The sequence below is a fragment of the Stenotrophomonas sp. genome (assembly GCF_031995405.1).
In the GTDB taxonomy this organism is placed as follows: Bacteria; Pseudomonadota; Gammaproteobacteria; order Xanthomonadales; family Xanthomonadaceae; genus Stenotrophomonas.
This window is the reverse complement of sequence record NZ_DAMAGC010000085.1, coordinates 1-17,734: the sequence shown is the minus strand read 5'-3', so window position 1 is coordinate 17,734 and position 17,734 is coordinate 1. Positions and strand designations below refer to the sequence as shown.

Sequence of the window (17,734 nt, the reverse complement as noted above, 5' to 3'; positions counted from 1 at the left end):
CAGACGCCGGCCACGCCGGGGGTGATCGACACGCCGGGGTTGGCCTTGCGCACGCCCGACAACGCCGTGTCATCGCTCTGTTCCCATTCCTGCGCGTTGGCGAACACGTATTTGCGGCCCTTGCCGAAGCCGGTGAATTCGCCGGCCAGGGTGGTGGTGATCGGTTCCTTGCTGCCGAAGTCGAAGAAGCCGCGGTTCTTGACGATCACTTCCTGGCGGCCTTCTTCGCGGGCCTGCTCGCGGACCTGTTCGCGCACCTCGGCGGTGGCCGCAGCCACCTTGCCCTGCAGCCAGCCATTGAGGGCGGCCAGTTCGGTCGGGCTGAGCTTGTCCAGCCCGGCGGCCTTGAATTCGGCCGGCGACATCTGCTGCTGCAGGTCGCCCTCGACCACGCGCTGTGCCAGCGCGGGGCCGGTGATGCTCAACAGGACGGCCGCACTGGCCAACAAGCGTAGACGGGAAAAGCGCATGGCAGGTCTCCGGTGGTTTGCCGCAGTGTAGGGCCAGCGGCGGCGCTCGGGGGACGTGCGGCATGAGCTCATGCGCGGCGATGTGCGCGTTTTGATTGTTCGCGGGCGGTCGCGGCGCTAGTGTAGATGCCTCTGTCTTGCCTGCACGATGCTGTGAACCGCGCTTCTGTCCCCGGCCTGGATGCCTTGTTGAACCGCCCCTCGGCAGCGTCGCTGCCGCCTGCCCTGCGCGAGGCGCTGCTGCAGCGCTGGCAGCTGCCCGAGGCCGACCCGCAGATGCAGACCAGCTGGTCGGTGCTGGCCGATACCCTGGATGCGCTGGCCCTGTTGTCGGCCGATGAGAGCGCCTTGCTGGCCGCGCTGCTGTTCGACCTGCCGTGGCTGCGCGCCGGCCTGGACGCCCTGCCGCTGGGCACCCTGAAGCCGGCCGTGGTCGGCCTGCTGGAAGGCCAGGACGCGGCCGACCAGGTCTGGGCGCTGCACGCCGGGCGCGATGCCGGGCGCAACAGCGAAGGCCTGCGCCGGCTGCTGCTGTCGATCATCCAGGACCTGCGGGTGGTGCCGGTGCTGCTGGCGCGGCAGCTGGCGCGCATGCGCGGTGCCGACCGCCTGCCCGAGGAAGAGCGCCGCGCGCTGGCCCAGCTGACCCGCGACATCCACGCCCCGCTGGCCAACCGGCTGGGCATCTGGCAGTTGAAGTGGGAACTGGAAGACCTGGCCTTCCGCCACCTGGAACCGGAGACCTACCGGCGCATCGCGCGCGAAGTGGACGAGACCCGGCTGGCGCGCGAGCGCTACGTGGAAACGGTCAAGAAGGTGCTCTCGCGCGAGCTGCTGGCGCAGGGCATCAGCGCCGAGGTCAGCGGCCGCCCGAAGCACATCTACAGCATCTGGCGGAAGATGCAGAAAAAGAAGCTGGCCTTCGAGCAGCTCTATGACATCCGCGCGGTGCGGGTGATGGTGCAGGACGTGGCCGCCTGCTACGCCGCGCTGGGCGTGGTGCATTCGCTGTGGGCGCCGGTGCCCAGCGAGTTCGACGATTACATCGCCCGGCCCAAGGCGAATGACTACCGCTCGCTGCATACTGCGGTGATCGGCCCGGAAGGCCGCACCATCGAAGTGCAGATCCGCAGCCATGACATGCACGCCCAGGCCGAACTCGGCGTGGCTGCGCACTGGCGCTACAAGGAAGGCAGCAAGGGCGCGGAAAAGGCCTTCGACCGCAAGATCACCTGGATGCGCCAGCTGCTGGAGCATTCCCAGGAGGGTCAGGCCGGCGAACTGGCCGGTGCGCTGGATGCCGAGCTGACCGAAGACCGGGTCTACGCACTGAGTCCCAAGGACGAAGTGATGGACCTGCCGCAGGGCGCCACCCCGCTGGATTTCGCTTACCACGTGCACACCATGGTCGGGCACCGCTGCCGCGGCGCCAAGGTCAACGGCCGTATCGTGCCGCTGACCTACCGGCTGCGCAGCGGCGACCGCGTGGAAATCCTGACCGGCAAGGAGGCCGATCCGCGTCGTGACTGGCTGCTGGTCTCCAATGGCTACCTGGCCAGCAACCGCTCGCGCGAGAAGGTGCGCGGCTGGTTTCACAAGCTCGACCGCGCGCGCAACGTGCAGGCCGGGCGCGACCTGCTCGACCGCGAACTCAAGCGCCTCGGCCTGCAGCACGCCGACCTGGCCATCGCGGCGAAGAAATTCCATGCCGACAGCATCGATGACCTGTATATCCAGGTCGCGCTGGGCGACACCGGACCCAACCAGGTCAGCCGCGCGCTGCTCGAGGCCGAGCGTGCGGCCAGCCAGCCGGCCGCACCGGCGCTGCCACGGCCGACCGCGCGCCGCGACAGCCTGGGCAAATCCAAATTCACGGTCCAGGGCGTGGGCAACCTGCTGGTGCAGCTGGCGCGCTGCTGCCAGCCGGTGGCCGGCGAACCGATCGTCGGCTACCTCACCCGCACCCGCGGGGTGACCGTGCACCGTACCGACTGCGCCGCGCTGGCGCGGCTGGCGGCCACCAGCCCGCAGCGGATCCTGCCGGTGGAGTGGGGCCAGGCGGGCAGCGGCTATGAAGTGGACGTGGTGGTCGATGCGGTCGACCGGCGCTGGCTGCTCAAGGACATCACCAACCTGATCGCGCAGGAAGACGCCTACGTGCTGGATATCCACAGCGACAACGTGCGCAACAGTGGCCGCGCGCACCTGCGGCTACGGCTGAAGGTCAGCGACTATGGCCAGCTTTCCACCTTGCTGGGCAAGCTGGATGCCCTGCCCGGGGTAAGCGAAGCGCGACGTCTAGGCTGACCTCACGTGACCCGCGCTAGGCTCACGGAATGAGCCACCCTTCCGACCACGAGGACGCCGCGCATGCCGCGCTGCGCAGGGTGCGCCGTGAGGGTCGCTGGTGGTGGCTGCAGGCGCGCCATGCGCGGCGTGTCTGGCGCTGGGTACTGCCGAGCGCCGTGTTGCTGTTCATCGCTTTGGTGATGCTGCGCGGCCCACTGGCCACCTGGTTCTGGAACGAGCCGCAGATCGAACAGTTGCTCGACCAGGGCGACCGCGCGCTGGCCGCCGGTCGCCTGAGTGGGGCCGATGGCAGCGGCGCGCGCGAGTTGTACCAGGCTGCCCTGGCGCTGGATGGCGATCGCAACGAGGCCCGCACCGGGTTGGCGCGGACCGCCCAGGCGGCGCTGCAGCAGGCACGCGACGCGCTCGACCGCGGCGATGTCGCGGCGGCGCAGCGTGGGCTTGCGCTGGCGCGCGAGCTGCAGGTGCCGCAACGCGACGCCGAGCAGCTTGCGCAGCGGTTGGCCCGGCGCGGCAACGCCCATGCCGGCATCGCGGTGCTATTGGGGCGCGCCGAGGCGGCGTTGCAGGCCCAGCGCCTGGATGGGGATCAGGACAGCGCGTTGCCGCTGTTCCAGCAGGTGCTGGCGGTGGCGCCGAACCAGTTGCGCGCGCTCGAGGGCCGCGAGGATGCCTTGTCCGATCTGTTGCAGCAGGCGCGCGATGCCTGCGCGCGCGGCGATCTGGCGCGGGCATCGGCGCTGCTGGACAGCGCGCGTCGCTACGACCCCGGGCATGTCGATCTGCCCGTCACCCAGGAAGCGCTGAACAATGCCCTCGAGGCGCGCCTGCGGCAGGCGACGCAGGCGCTGCGGCGGCAACGCTGGGACAGCGCCGCAGCCGACTTCCAGGCGGTGCTGGCCGCCGCACCGGAGGACCCGGTGGCGCGCCAGGGGCTGCAGCACGTGATCGACGCGCAGTTGGCCAACGCGACCCGTCTGGCAGGCGATTTCCGCTTCGAACAGGCCGACCGCGCGCTCGCCGCGGCGCAGGCGCTGGGCGCAACCGAGCGTGCTCTCGGCGCGGCCCGACAGGTATTGGCGCAGGCGCGCCAGGCCGAGCAGGCGCTGAAGACGCCGGGCGCGCCGCGGGCGCAACGCGAGCGGCGTCTGCGCGCGCTGCTGGCGCGGATCGTCGATGCCGAAGCGCGCGGCCAGTTCCTGTCGCCGCCCGGACGCAGTGCATATGACGCGCTGCGTGAAGCGCAGGCGCTGGCGGCCTATGACCCGCGCGTGCGCGCGGCGGCGCAACGATTGTTGCCGGCCAGCCGCAGCTGCGTCGAAGATCGACTGCGCGAGAACCGGGTGCAGGCGGCGGGCGCCTGCCTGGAGGCGTGGCAGACCCTGGCACCGGGCGAGGCGGCACTGTCGGCGGCGCGTCGCCGGTTGGCCCAGCGTTGGTTGGCCATCGGCAGCGAGCGGCTTGGCGCGGGCGACCTGGCATTCGCGCAGCAGGCCTTGGCGCAGGCCCGGCACTGGCAGCCGGACCTGGCCGAACTGGCCGAGTTCGAGCAGCGCCTGCGCAATGCGGGCGGCCCGGGCTGAGGCCTCAGTCCAGGAACACCCGCTGCACGGTGTCGCGCGCGGTTTCCAGCGAGAAATGCGCGGCCACGTTGCGTCGCCCTGCGCTCGACAGGCGTTGCCACAGCGCCGGATCCTGGTACAGGCGCACCACGGCGGCGGCGAACGCGGCGGCATCGTCGGCCACCAGTACATCCTCCCCATCCTGCAGGTGCATGCCCTCGACCGCGCAAGTGGTGGCCACGACCGGCTGGCCGTGGGCCATGCTCAGGTTGATCTTGCCCTTGACCCCGGCGCCGAAGCGCAGCGGCGCCACCGCGATGCGGACCTGGTCCATGTAGGGCGTCACCACCGGCACGAAACCGTGGATCTCCACGCCCGGCCGGGTGGCTGCCAACGTCCGCAGCGCGTCGGGAACATCGGCACCGATGCAGTGGAAGCGGACCTGCGGCAACTGCGCGCGGATCAACCCGAACACCTCGCCGATGAACCAGTGCATGGCATCCACGTTCGGTGGATGGCGGAAGCCGCCGACGAACACCAGGTCGTGGCGGTCGGCCCAGTCGCCGCCGCCGGGCGCGACTTCGTGCAGGTTGGAGATCAGTTCCACTTCCAGCCCCGGTGCATCGGTCTTCAACTGCTCGCGCTCGGCCGCACTGACCAGCACGGTGACATCGCTGGCGGCCATCACCGCCAGTTCGCGCGCGCGGGTGCGCTCGGCATCGCGCAGCAGCCCGGCGTTGCCGGCCAGTTCGGCGCCACGGCGTTCGCGCAGGTAGTGCAGGTCCACGGTATCGAACACGGTGCGCGCCTGGGGCGCGTAGCTGCGCAGCAGCGGCAGGCATTCGCTGGCGACGTGGTGGCGCACCATCATCACCACCGCAAAGCGCGGCCCGTGTTCGCGCAGCCACGGCCCGATGCCCTGCAGGAACGGCGCATACCAGACCTCCACGCCCAGCCGCTGCAGCGCCTCGGTGGGCGCGCCGGCCTGTTCGCGGCGGGTCGGGACGAACACCACGTGGGCACCGCCGTCGATCAGCATGCGGATCAGGTTGTACTGGCGCAGCGAGCCGGAATCGCGGTCCGGCTGCGGCACCGCTTCGTCCAGGATCAGCACCTGGCGCTGGCCGCGATGCAGCAGCGCGGGCGAGGGCACGCTGCCGACCGGCGGCTGCGCGCGCAGCGCCTGCGCCCATTTGTCGGCGAAGACGCTGCGGTTGCGCACCTGGTAGGCCTTGACCCCGCTGCCGGTGTCGGTGCCGTTGCTGGTGCCTTCGTCATGCACCACGCGGCTGGCCGGCTGCACCAGCACGCGACGGCCGGCGGCGCGCACGGCGAAGGCCAGGTCGGTGTCTTCGTAATAGGCCGGGCGGTAGCGGGTATCCAGGCCGCCGAGCTGATCCCACAGCGCGCGCGGGATCATCAGCGCGGCGCCAGAGCAGTAATCGGCATCGCGCAGGGCGGTGTAGCGCGGATCCTCGGCCGATTCGAAGCGGCCGTAACTCCAGCCGCTGCCGTCCTGGAAGACCACTCCGCCCGATTCCTGCAGGCGCCCGTCCGGATACAACAGCTGCGCGCCGACCAGGCCGGCCTGCGGCACCTGCACGAACGTGGCCAGCAACGCATCCAGCCAGCCGGGCTGCGGCACGGTGTCGTTGTTGAGCAGCACCACATAGCGGCCGCGCGAACGCGCCACGCCGTCATTGCAGGCCTCGATGAAGCCGCCGTTGCGCGCGCGGACCTCGTAACGGAGCCCGTGGATCTGGCGCATCCACTCGCTGGTCTGGTCGCTGCTGCCGTCATCCACCACGAGGATCTCGCAGGCCACTTCCGGCGGGTGCGCGGCGAGGGCGCGCAGGCAGGCCAGGGTATGCGCGGCCTGGTTGTAGACCGGAATGATGATGCTGACCACCGGCGCGTGACTTTCGGGCACGCTGAACGGCGCGAAGGGCAGGGCGGCGGGCTGGTACAGCGGCGCGCGGCGCGGCGGCGGCAGGCTCTGGGTATGCACGCGGATGCGCTGCCAGGTGGCGCGCCAGCCCCGGGTGCGCAGGCTGGCCAGGCTGCGGTGGAACAGACCGAGCATGCGGTTCAGGAAATAGCGTGCATCGGCCAAGGACATCGACATCCCGTTGCAACTCCAGCTTAAGCGGGGGAACCCGGGAGAACGCGCCGCTCGCGGTGGCTGCGTTAGACTCGCCGGAATTCATATTCTCGCATCCCCGTGCCCCGACGCTACGATTCCGACGACATCGACGAGTTCGAAGACGACACCGAAAGCCGCGGTCCGCTGTGGCGACGCCGGTTGATCACCTGGGGCATGGCGGCGTTCGCGCTGGCACTGGGGTTCCTGATTCCCTATACGGTGTACCTGAACAAACAGGTGACCCAGCGCTTCGGCGAGCTGCGCTGGCAGATCCCGACCCGGGTCTATGCGCGCCCATTGGCGCTGGCGCCGGGCGTGGCGATGGATGCGGCCACGCTCAAGACCGAGCTGGCCGCTGCCGCTTACCGCGATGACGGCACCGGCAAGTCTGCGGCGACCTACAGCCAGGAAGGCGGTCGCTTTGTCATCGCCAGCCGTGGCTACAACGACGTCGATGGCCGGGTCGCCCCGCGCCGCGTGGAGTTGAGCCTGTCCGGCGGCGAGATCGCCTCGCTGCGCGATGCCGACAGCCGCAAGGCGCTCAAGGCCGCGCGGCTGGACCCGGCGCGGATCGCCACGCTGTATGGCCAGAAGCAGGAAGAACGCCGGTTGGTGCGCATCGAGGAGACCCCCGAGCTGCTGGTCACCGGCCTGCAGGCGGTGGAGGACAAGGACTTCAACCGCCACCACGGCATCGACCTGAGCGGCATCGCCCGCGCGATCTGGGTGACCCTCCGATCCGGCGGCCAGAGCCGCCAGGGCGCGTCCACCCTGACCCAGCAGCTGGCACGCAGCGGCCTGCTCGGGATCGGCAAGGAACAGACGGTTACCCGCAAGTTCAACGAGGTGCTGTACGCGCTGATCATGGAAGCGCGGTACGACAAGCGCACCATCCTGGAGGCCTACCTCAACCAGGTCTACCTCGGCCAGCGCGGCAGCCAGGCCATCCATGGCATGTCCTCGGGCGCGGAGTTCTGGTTCGGTCGCGATCTGTCTTCGCTCAACACCGAGCACGTTGCGCTGCTGATCGGGCTGGTCAAGGGTCCGTCCTATTACGACCCGCGCCGCAATCCCGAGCGCGCGCTGGACCGGCGCAACTTCGTGCTGGGCAAGCTGCACGAAAGCCAGCTGATCGACGACGCCGAGTACCAGCGTGCGCTGAAGGCGCCGCTGGGGGTGCCCAAGACCCCGGGCCTGATCGCGGCCAACCGTTTCCCGGCCTACGTCGACCTGGTCCGTCGCCAGCTCGGCCACGACTATCCCGAATCGGTGCTGCAGGGCGCCGGCCTCAGCGTGATGACCGGCATGGCACCGTCGGCGCAGGCCTACGCCGAAGGCGCGGTCACCAAGACCATCACCTCGCTGGAGAGCAAGAAGCGCCCGGAGCTGCAGGCCGGCATGGTGTTGACCGACGTGCACAACGGCGACGTCCTGGCCGTGGTCGGCAGCCGCGACGTGGCCGAACCCGGGTTCAACCGCGCCATCGAGGCGCAGCGCCCGGTCGGTTCGCTGCTCAAGCCGTTCGTGTACCTGCTTGCCCTGGCCCAGCCGGACCGCTATTCGCTGGCCACCTGGGTGGACGATTCGCCGGTGACGGTGCAGCTGGGGCGTGGCCGCAACTGGTCGCCCGGCAACGCCGACAACCGCAGCCACGGCACGGTGCGCCTGATCGATGCGCTGGCGCATTCCTACAACCAGGCCACGGTCCGGGTGGGCATGCAGGTCGGCCCGGAGCGGGTCACTCAGCTGATCCACGTGCTGGCCGGGCTCAAGGCCGACCCCAACCCGGCGGTGATCCTGGGCTCCACCGACCAGAGCCCGTATGCGATGGCCCAGCTGTACCAGTTCCTGGCCTCCGGTGGCGAGATCCAGCCACTGCATGCGGTGCGTGGCGTGCTCGATCCGCAGGGCAAGCTGATGAAGCGCTACGACAAGAGCCCCGCGCCGGCCCAGGAAGGCGACTCGATCGCCGCCAACCTGATCAGCATCGGCCTGCAGCAGGTGGTGGCCAGCGGCACGGCGCAGCGCCTCAATGCCGACGGCCTCGGCCGCCTGCAGCCGGCAGGCAAGACCGGCACCACCAACGACGGTCGCGACAGCTGGTACGCCGGCTACACCGGCGATCATCTGGCGGTGATCTGGATGGGCAACGACCAGAACGAACAGGCCGGGCTGTATGGCGCCACCGGTTCGATGCGCGTGTGGTCGAGCATTTTCCAGCGCCTGCCAAGCGCGCCGCTGAAGGTCAACAACAAGGGCCTGGACTGGCAGTACGTGGACGCCAGCGGCACCGGCAGCACCGATGCCACCTGCCCGGGCGCGCGTCGCTTCCCGTTCGTGGTCGGCTACGCCCCGGCGTACGCGCCGTGCACCGCACCGACCGCCGTGCCGGAAGGCGAGGGCGGTGAGAACAATGGCGAAGGCGGTGGTGGCTGGCGCAGCTGGTTCGGGCTGGACAAGAAGCCCGAGCCGGCCGCGCAGCCAGCCCCTGCCGCAGCAACCCCTTCCCCAGCGCGATAATTCCGGAACGAGGCCGGCCCGCATGACCTACCGTACCCTGATCCGTTCCGCATCCCTGCTCACCCTGGGCCTGGCGCTGACTGCCTGCGTGACCCCTGCCGCCCCGGTGAAGGCGCCGGTGGACACCACCACGCCGGCCCAGCGCATGGCGGCGGTGGACGCGGTGGCCGCCGGGGCCGACGAAAAGGAGCTGGCGATTCAGCCGCTGCGCGATGCCGAGATCGAAGACCTGCGCATGACCGCGCAGGCCCGCCGCCAGGCCAACGACCTGACCGGGGCGGCCGATGCGTTGAACCAGGCCCTACTGATCTCCGAAGGCGATCCGTCGATCCTGCAGGAGCGTGCCGAGATCGCGCTGCTGCAGGGCGATTGGGCGCGTGCGGAAACCCTGGCGCGCAAGGCGGTGGAGCTGGGTTCCAAGACCGGCCCGCTGTGCCGTCGTCACTGGGCCACCATCGAGCAGTCCCGGTTGGCCCGTGGCGAAAAGGAGAATGCAGTCTCCGCGCACGCACAGCTGGAAGGCTGCACCGTGCCGGGGATCAAGCGTTATTGATGGCGTGCCGGCCGCTGGCCGGCACTAGACTCCCTTCATGTCCCGCCTTGCCCATGCCAGCAGCGAAGCCCTCAGCGAGGGCGGTACGCTCGCCAGCCAGCTGGATGCCTTCGTCGCACGCCCGGCACAGCTGCGCCTGACCGTGGCCATCGCCGAGGCCTTCGACCAGCGCGACGTGTTGCTGGCCGAGGCCGGCACCGGCACCGGCAAGACCTACGCTTACCTGGTGCCGGCGCTGCTGTCGGGGCTGAAGATCATCATCTCCACCGGCACCCGCGCGCTGCAGGACCAGCTCTACCATCGCGATCTGCCGCGGGTACGCGCCGCACTCGGCGTGGGCCACAGCAGCGCGCTGCTCAAGGGCCGCGCCAACTACCTGTGCCGTTACCGTCTGCAGCAGGCGCGCGGCGAGCCCCGCTTCGTGTCACCCGAACAGGTCGCCCAGTTCCAGCGCATCCTGGCCTGGTCGGGGCGCACCCGTTTTGGCGACATGGCCGAGCTGGAGGCACTCCCCGAAGATTCCCCGCTGTACCCGATGGTGACGTCCACCGTCGACAACTGCCTGGGCACCGAGTGTCCATTCTGGGAGGACTGCTTCGTGGTGCAGGCGCGCCAGCGTGCGCAGGCCGCCGACGTGGTGGTGGTCAACCACCACCTGCTGCTGGCCGACCTGGCGCTCAAGCAGGAGGGCTTCGGCGAGATCCTGCCCGGCGCGCAGGCCTTCGTGATCGACGAGGCGCACCAGCTGCCCGAGCTTGCCGCCAATTTCTTCGGTGAAAGCTTCGGCATGCGCCCGTGGCAGGAACTGGCGCGCGACTGCCTGGCCGAAAGCCGCAGCGTGGCCGGCGCGCAGGCCGCGCTGCAGGTGCCGGCCGCCGCGCTGGAACAGATCCTGCGCGACCTGCGCACGGCGATGGACGGGTTGCCGCCGCGCGGCACCCAGTGGCGCGCGTTGACCGTGCCGCAGGTGCGCGACGGCTTCGATGCGGCGATGAGCGCGCTGGTGCACCTGCGCGACGCGCTGGTGGGTGTGCGCGAGGCCTCGCCCGGCCTGGATGCCTGCCACGCCCGCGCGCTGGAAGCGGTGTCGCGGCTGTCGCGCTGGCTGGGCGAAGACGCGCCGATGCTGGATTTCGATGCCGACCCCGAGCACGCGCCGGCCCCGGCGGAAGTGCTGTGGTACGAGCTGACCCCGCGTGGGTTCCGTTGCCAGCGCACGCCGATGGATGTGTCCGGACCGTTGCGCGAGCATCGCCAGCGCTCGATGGCGGCGTGGATATTCACCTCGGCCACGCTGACCGTGGACGGCGGCTTCGAGCATGTTTCCCAGCGGTTGGGCCTGGACGATCCGGTGACCCTGCTGCAGCCCAGTCCGTTCGACTGGGCCACCCAGGCGCTGTGCTACCTGCCCACCGATCTGCCCGATCCGGCCGCGCGCGGCTTCGGCACCGCGCTGATCCGCGCGCTCACCCCGGTGCTGGACGCCTCGCAGGGACGCGCATTCCTGTTGTTCGCCTCGCACCGCGCCTTGCGCGAGGCGGCCGAGGCCTTGCGCGATGCCCCATGGCCGTTGTTCGTGCAGGGCGAGGCCCCCCGCGCGACGCTGCTGCAGCGCTTCCGCGAATCGGGCAACGGCGTGCTGCTGGGCTCGGCCAGTTTCCGCGAAGGCGTGGACGTGGTCGGCGACGCGCTCAGCGTGGTGGTGATCGACAAGCTGCCCTTCGCTGCGCCCGACGATCCGGTGTTCGAGGCCCGGCTGGACGCGATCCGCCGCGATGGCGGCAACCCGTTCCGCGATGAGCAGCTGCCGCAGGCGGTGATCGCGCTGAAACAGGGCGTGGGCCGGTTGATCCGCAGCGAGACCGACCGCGGGGTGCTGGTGCTGTGCGACCCGCGCCTGCTCAGTCGCGGCTACGGCCGGATCTTCCTGGATTCGCTGCCGCCGTTCCGGCGCACCCGTTCACTGGACGATGTGCGCGGCTTCTTTGCGCCACAATGGCCGCCTGCCGACGTGCCCCCGGCGCCAGTTCCCGCCGCCGCCGCGCCGACCACCCCCGTAATACCCGCCGCACCTGATGACTTCCCCACTTCCCTGTTCTGACCGCCATGAAACTGCTTGCCTTTGAAACCGCCACCGAAGCCTGCTCCGTTGCCCTGTACGTGGATGGGCAGGTGCTGGAGCGGTTCGAGATCGCCCCGCGCCGGCATGCCGAACTGAGCCTGCCGTGGGCCGAGGCGCTGCTGGCCGAGGCCGGGGTGGCGCGCTCGCAGTTGGATGCGATCGCGCTGGGGCGTGGGCCGGGCGCGTTCACCGGTGTGCGCCTGGCGATCGCCATTGCGCAGGGCATTGCGCTGGCGCTGGACCGCCCGCTGGTTCCGGTCTCCACGCTGCAGGTGCTGGCACTGCGCGCACCGGCCGATGCCGACCACGTGCTGAGCAGCATCGATGCGCGCATGGGCGAGGTGTATGTGGCCCGGCAGGTTCGCGTGGACGGGCAGTGGCGGTTGCAGGGCGAAGAGACCGTGTGTGCGCCGGAGGCGGTGACGTTGCCCGATGGCACGCGCTGGTTCGGCGTGGGCACCGGCTTCGGCGCCGCCGGGGGGCTTCTGGCCAATCGCCTCGCCGATCAGCTCGACGGCGTGGATGCGCAGGCGCTGCCGCGTGCGTCGGATGTGCTGGCGCTGGCGGTGCCGGCATTCGCGCGAGGCGAGGGCATGGCGCCGGAGCGGGTGGAGCCGGCGTACCTGCGCGACAACGTCGCCTTGACCCTGGTCGAGCAGCAGGCGGCACGGGCCGCCAAGCAGCAGTCCTAGGAAAGCCCCAGCCACGCATGGCGTGGCTGCACGGCGCATGGCGTCCCTAGCGGTAGAGCCACGCCATGCGTGGCTGCGGGGAACATGGCGCAGCGAGCGGTAGAGCCACGCCATGCGTGGCTGCGGGCAACATGGCGTAGCGAGCGGTAACGCCACGCCATGCGTGGCTGCGCGGTCCGGCGATGCTGCCGATCAGCGGTCGTCGCGCAGCGTGCCGCCGGGCAGGAACGCCCAGGTCCGGGTCACCTGCAGGATCTCCACGCCGTCGTCGGTCTTGGGCAGGGGCGGGAACGGCTGGGCCAGGCGGATCACCCGCAGGGCCGCCTCATCCAGCAGCGGGGTGCCGCTGCTGCGCAGGATGCGGGCGCTTTCCACGCTGCCATCGCGGCGCACCCCGACGGTGATCACCACCTGACCCCCCAGCCGACGCTGGCGCGCCTCGTCGGGGTAGTTCAGGTTGCCCACGCGCTCGGCCCGGTCGACCCAGGCACGCAGGTAATTGGCGTAGGCATATTCCCGGGTGCTGGCCGAGACGAACTTGCGGTTCGGGCGCTTGGCGTACTGCGCCGAGCGCAGGTGCACTTCGGCAGCCAGGCGCGCCATCTCCGCATCACGCTGCTCGCGTGCGTTCAGCGGTGCCTCCGGCTGCGGATGCTCGGGCAGCGGCTGTGGCTGGGCGCTGGCCACCTGCTCGGTGCTGTTGCGGCTGGACACCACCCGGGTCTGCGGTGGCGGCGGGCTGGCGGCGTCCTGGCGCTGCTGCGGCACCGGCGACAGCCCGGCCTGCGGCTGCGGCACGATCCCGGCCTGGTTGTCGCGTGGTCGCAGCGCCTTGTCGTGGTCGCCGCCGCCCTGCTGGTTGGCCTGGGCCAGGAAGTCGGCCTGCTTGGGCGTGAGCGGGGTCTGGGTCTGGCTGAAAATCACGTCCAGCGTCGGCACCAGCGCGGCCTTGTCGCTGACCGCAAAGCCCACGCCCAGGATCAGCAGCGCATGCACCAGCAGCGACAGCGCCAGGGTCGCGCCCAGGCGCTGCGACTCGCGTGCCTGCAACGGCACCGGCGGAACGGCCGTCGCGGTCATCGCGGCAGACCGGCCTCGATCGCATCGAACAGGGTGCCGGCGATGTTCAGCCCGAACTGGGCGTCCAGTTCACGCACGCAGGTCGGGCTGGTGACGTTCACCTCGGTCAGGTAATCGCCGATCACGTCCAGGCCGACGAAGCGCATGCCGCGACGCTTCATTTCCGGGCCGACCTGGGCGGCGATCCAGCGGTCGCGCTCGCTCAGCGGGCGGCCTTCGCCACGGCCGCCGGCGGCCAGGTTGCCGCGGAACTCGTCGCCCTGCGGGATCCGGGCCAGGCAGTAGTCCACCGGTTCGCCGTCCACCAGCAGGATGCGCTTGTCGCCGGCGGTGATGTCCGGGATGAACTTCTGCGCCAGGGCCAGCGTGCGCTCGCCGTCGGTCAGGGTTTCCAGGATCACGTTGAGGTTGGGATCGCCGGTGCCGCTGCGGAAGATCGAGCGTCCGCCCATGCCGTCCAGCGGCTTGAGCACGGCCTGGCCGTGTTCGAGCACAAAGGCCTTCAGGTCGGCGTTGCGGCGGCTGACCAGGGTCGGCGGGCAGCACTGGGGGAACAGCAGCGCGGCCAGCTTCTCGTTGAAATCGCGCAGCCCCTGCGGGTCGTTGACCACCATCGCGCCGGCCTGCTGGGCCACGCTGAGCACATGGGTGTCGTAGATGAATTCGGCATCCACCGGCGGGTCCTTGCGCATCAGCACGACCTGGCCGGGGCCGAATACGGTCTGGCTGAATTCGCCCAGGCTGAACCAGTCGGCCTTGTCCTCGCGCACCTGCAACGGCGCGGTGCGGGCCACCGCCTGGCCGTCGCGCAGGGCCAGCCCGCCGGGGCTGACGTAATGCAGGGCGTGGCCGCGGCGCTGGGCTTCCAGCAGCATCGCGAAGGTGGTGTCCTTGGCAATCTTGATATGGGCGATGGGGTCCATCACCACGATGACGTTCAACGGCATGGTCGCAACCTGACGGGCAGGGCGATGATGGTAGCCGCAACCGCGCCCGCCTGCCTGCCCCGGACCGGTGCAACGCAGTGTCCGGCGGCCGGCCCGGTTTGCGCAAAACAGGCCGCGGTCGTCACCGCCGACCCGCCTGCGGCTTGGCTGAAGTGGCCACGCTTGAAGCCTGCGCCGGAAGTGCGATATAGATACGCTTTCGCAGCGGCGCCGGTCCAAAGCAGAAGCGTCGCGCGCTCGGGGAAAGGTAATGACTGAAAACATGGCTGCGGGTGGGGAACTCGCAGGGCTCAGGGTCATGGTCATCGATGATTCGAAGACCATTCGCAGGACCGCCGAAACACTGCTCAAGCGCGAAGGCTGCGAGGTGGTGACCGCGACCGATGGTTTCGAGGCGTTGGCCAAGATCGCCGACCAACAGCCGCAGATCATCTTCGTGGACATCATGATGCCGCGTCTTGACGGGTACCAGACCTGTGCGCTGATCAAGGGAAATCAGCTGTTCAAGTCGACCCCGGTGATCATGCTGTCCTCCAAGGACGGCCTGTTCGACAAGGCGCGCGGCCGCATCGTCGGCTCGGAGCAGTACCTGACCAAGCCTTTCACGCGTGAAGAACTGCTGGGTGCCATCCGCACATACGTCAACGCCTGACCAGGGGGGAAAGGCACAATGGCTCGAATCGTTCTGATCGAGGATTCACCGACCGACCGTGCGGTGTTCACGCAGTGGTTGACCAAGGCCGGGCATGAGGTTCTCGAAGCGGACAACGCCGAGGACGGGCTGGTGCTCGTCCGCGAGCAGTCGCCGCAGCTGGTCCTGATGGACGTGGTGCTGCCGGGCATGAGTGGCTTCCAGGCCACCCGCGCGATGGCACGCGACGCGGCGACAAAGCACATTCCGGTGGTCATCGTCAGCACCAAGGCGATGGAAACCGACAAGGCGTGGGGGCTGCGCCAGGGGGCCGCCGACTACATCGTCAAACCACCGCGCGAGGAGGAACTGATCGCGCGGATCAACGAGCTGGTGGTCTGATGCGTTCTCCTTTCGACATCCTCGAAGCCTACGAACGGCGCAGCTTGGCCCATGCCGTGCAGCTGCCCGAACGGCAGTTCGCGCAGGATCTGTGGCGTGGCGTCGGCTACCGCGTGGGCAAGCGCCGGCTGGTCTCGGATTTCCGCGAAGTGGTGGAAATCGTACCGATGCCGCCGATCACCCCGGTGCCCGGCGCACAGCCGTGGCTGCTGGGCGTGGGCAATCTGCGCGGCAACCTGTTCCCGGTGGTCGACCTGAAGTACTTCCTGGAAGGCGAGCGCACCGTGCAGCAGGAGGGCCAGCGCGTGCTGATCATGCGCCAGGCCGGCGGCGACGTCGCCCTGACCATCGACGAACTGTTTGGCCAGCGCAGTTTCGACCAGGACCAGGACATCGCCGTCGGCGACCTGGCCAGTGGGCGTTATGCGCATTTCATCGACCGCGCCTTCCACGGCGACGGCCACGACTGGGGCGTGTTCTCGCTGTCGCTGTTGTCGCGTACTCCCGAATTCAGGCAGGCCGCAGCCTGATCGCTGCTGCCTGTCTCACCGCATTGAAGATCGAGGTTGAACGATGAGTACTGCTTCGGAATCCGCCAAGGCCGGCAAGCTCGGGTCGGTGGGAACCAATTTCTGGCTCGGCCTGCTGGCCCTGTCGATGATCGTGTTTGGCGTCAATACCGGCGTGGCCACCTGGCAGGGCAGTCGCCTGGCCGGCGCCAGTACCGGCGCGGCCGACCTGCAGGTGTTGTCCCAGCAGCTGGCCAACCAGGGCCGTGAAGCGGTGCTGGGCAACGCGCAGGCGTTCACCGCGTTCAAGGAGACCAAGACCCGCATCGAAAGCACGGTGAGCAGCCTGCAGGGCCGCTACGGCAGCGAAGCGAACGTGTCCGGTCCGCTCACCCAGCTCAGCCAGACCTGGGAGCCGCTCGGCAAGAGCGCCGCCCAGCTGGTGGCCAGCGAGCCGGCCGTGCTGGCCCTGGCCGGCAACGCCAACAACTTCGTCAACGGCGTGCCCGCACTGCAGGCACAGCTCAACGAAGTGGTGCGCGCGATGTCGGCCGGTGGCGCGCCCGCCTCGCAGGTGTACAACGCGCTGCAGCAGGTCGTGGTGGTCGGCTCGATGGCCCGCCGCGTGACCGAGATGCGCGCCGGTGGCGGCGGAGCCGCCGCGGCAGGCGACGCGCTGGCCCGCGACTCGGTGGTGTTCACCCAGGTGCTGGACGCGCTGCGCAACGGTAACGAGGAGCTGGGCATCGCCCCGGTCCGCAACGCTGGCGCCCTGGCGGCGCTGGAGCAGTCCCAGAAGCAGTGGGACACCATGAAGAAGGACGCCGATGCGATCCTGGCCAGTTCGCGCCAGCTGTTCTCGGCGCAGTCCTCGGCGGCGGCACTGACCGGCGGCGCGACCAAAATGCTGGATGACAGCAAGAAGCTGTTCGAAGCGTTCTCCTCGTTCGGCTCGGCACGCGACACGCGCCTGTTCCCGAACTTCTGGCTGGGCGTGATCTCCGGCGCGCTGTCGCTGATCGCCATCATCGGCTTCGTCAGCAGCACCGTGCGCAGCCGCTCGCGCGAACAGGACCTGCGTTACCAGACCCAGGTGGAATTCAACAGCCGCAACCAGCAGGCCATCATGCGGTTGCTGGACGAAATCAGTTCGCTGGGTGAAGGCGATCTGACGGTGAAGGCCTCGGTGACCGAGGACATGACCGGCGCGATCGCAGACGCCATCAACTACGCCGTGGACGAACTGCGCCACCTGGTAACCACGATCAACGACACCTCGGCCAAGGTCGCGCTGTCCACCCAGGAAACCCAGGCCACGGCCATGCAGCTGGCCGAAGCGGCCGGCCACCAGGCCAACCAGATCACCTCGGCGTCGGACCGCATCGGCGAAATCGCCTCGAGCATCGAACAGGTGTCGCGCAACTCGGCTGAATCGGCCGACGTGGCACAGCGCTCGGTGGTCATCGCCGCCGAAGGCGCCGGCGTGGTCCGCGAGACCATCCAGGGCATGGACCAGATCCGCGACCAGATCCAGGAAACCTCCAAGCGCATCAAGCGCCTGGGCGAATCTTCGCAGGAGATCGGCTCGATCGTGGAACTGATCAACGACATTTCCGAGCAGACCAACATCCTGGCGTTGAACGCCGCGGTGCAGGCGGCCTCGGCCGGTGAGGCCGGTCGTGGTTTCGCCGTGGTGGCCGACGAAGTGCAGCGGCTGGCAGAACGTACCTCCGGCGCCACCCGGCGTATCGAAGGCCTGGTCCAGGCCATTCAGGCCGATACCAACGAGGCGG

The 17,734-nt window shown here is 69.6% G+C and carries 13 protein-coding genes and 1 pseudogene; 10 read left to right on the top strand and 4 right to left on the bottom strand.

The features are described from left to right. On the bottom strand, positions 1-470 hold a 470-nt coding region (locus RTO53_RS14210), incomplete at its 3' end, for a hypothetical protein (protein ID WP_312238400.1). Positions 471-596: 126 nt separating this feature from the next. On the opposite strand from RTO53_RS14210, the gene RTO53_RS14205 reads away from it, so the two are divergent. Together RTO53_RS14205 and RTO53_RS14200 are read left to right on the top strand one after the other, a co-directional pair. Then, positions 597-2,777, top strand: coding sequence for a bifunctional (p)ppGpp synthetase/guanosine-3',5'-bis(diphosphate) 3'-pyrophosphohydrolase (locus RTO53_RS14205; protein WP_312238399.1), 2,181 nt, complete (start codon positions 597-599; stop codon positions 2,775-2,777). 31 nt (positions 2,778-2,808) lie between these two features. Beyond that, positions 2,809-4,363 (top strand): annotated as a pseudogene (locus tag RTO53_RS14200) (hypothetical protein); the annotation flags it as partial. Positions 4,364-4,367: 4 nt separating this feature from the next. On the opposite strand, the gene RTO53_RS14195 reads toward RTO53_RS14200, so the two are convergent. Further along, positions 4,368-6,467 (bottom strand): glycosyltransferase, encoded by a 2,100-nt coding sequence (locus tag RTO53_RS14195; protein ID WP_312238398.1) that lies wholly within the window; start codon positions 6,465-6,467, stop codon positions 4,368-4,370. Between the two features lie 96 nt (positions 6,468-6,563). On the opposite strand from RTO53_RS14195, the gene mrcB reads away from it, so the two are divergent. From mrcB to tsaB, 4 genes are read left to right on the top strand one after another with little or no spacing between them, the layout of a single operon-like run. After that, positions 6,564-9,005, top strand: a complete 2,442-nt coding sequence (gene mrcB, locus RTO53_RS14190) for a penicillin-binding protein 1B (protein WP_312238397.1) — start codon at positions 6,564-6,566, stop codon at positions 9,003-9,005. Between the two features lie 22 nt (positions 9,006-9,027). Beyond that, the gene (locus RTO53_RS14185) at positions 9,028-9,558 is read left to right on the top strand and encodes a hypothetical protein (protein WP_312238396.1); all 531 of its coding nucleotides are present in this window, start codon (positions 9,028-9,030) and stop codon (positions 9,556-9,558) included. Positions 9,559-9,595: 37 nt separating this feature from the next. Next, positions 9,596-11,659: an ATP-dependent DNA helicase gene (locus RTO53_RS14180; protein ID WP_312238395.1), complete on the top strand. Its 2,064-nt coding sequence runs from the start codon at positions 9,596-9,598 to the stop codon at positions 11,657-11,659. A 5-nt stretch (positions 11,660-11,664) separates the two neighbouring features. Continuing rightward, positions 11,665-12,372, top strand: coding sequence for a tRNA (adenosine(37)-N6)-threonylcarbamoyltransferase complex dimerization subunit type 1 TsaB (tsaB, locus tag RTO53_RS14175; RefSeq protein ID WP_312238394.1), 708 nt, complete (start codon positions 11,665-11,667; stop codon positions 12,370-12,372). A 192-nt stretch (positions 12,373-12,564) separates the two neighbouring features. Here tsaB and RTO53_RS14170 read toward each other — a convergent pair whose 3' ends face one another. Then, on the bottom strand, positions 12,565-13,452 hold the full coding sequence (locus RTO53_RS14170) for an energy transducer TonB (protein WP_312238393.1): 888 nt from the start codon (positions 13,450-13,452) through the stop codon (positions 12,565-12,567). Further along, positions 13,449-14,399, bottom strand: coding sequence for a glutathione synthase (gshB, locus tag RTO53_RS14165; RefSeq protein ID WP_312238392.1), 951 nt, complete (start codon positions 14,397-14,399; stop codon positions 13,449-13,451). The genes RTO53_RS14170 and gshB overlap by 4 nt, the downstream gene beginning before the upstream one ends. A gap of 250 nt (positions 14,400-14,649) precedes the next feature. Here gshB and pilG point away from each other — a divergent pair, with 250 nt between their 5' ends. The 4 genes from pilG to RTO53_RS14145 all read left to right on the top strand — a co-directional run. Further along, a complete protein-coding gene (pilG, locus tag RTO53_RS14160) occupies positions 14,650-15,051 on the top strand; it encodes a twitching motility response regulator PilG (RefSeq protein WP_017356958.1) in 402 nt (133 codons plus the stop codon). 18 nt (positions 15,052-15,069) lie between these two features. Beyond that, entirely contained in the window at positions 15,070-15,432 is a 363-nt protein-coding gene (locus RTO53_RS14155; protein WP_312238391.1) for a response regulator, read from the top strand. Beyond that, positions 15,432-15,962 (top strand): chemotaxis protein CheW, encoded by a 531-nt coding sequence (locus RTO53_RS14150; RefSeq protein ID WP_312238390.1) that lies wholly within the window; start codon positions 15,432-15,434, stop codon positions 15,960-15,962. The genes RTO53_RS14155 and RTO53_RS14150 overlap by 1 nt, the downstream gene beginning before the upstream one ends. 43 nt (positions 15,963-16,005) lie before the next feature. Then, positions 16,006-17,734 (top strand): methyl-accepting chemotaxis protein (locus RTO53_RS14145; RefSeq protein ID WP_312238389.1); only part of this gene is annotated, 1,729 nt, incomplete at its 3' end.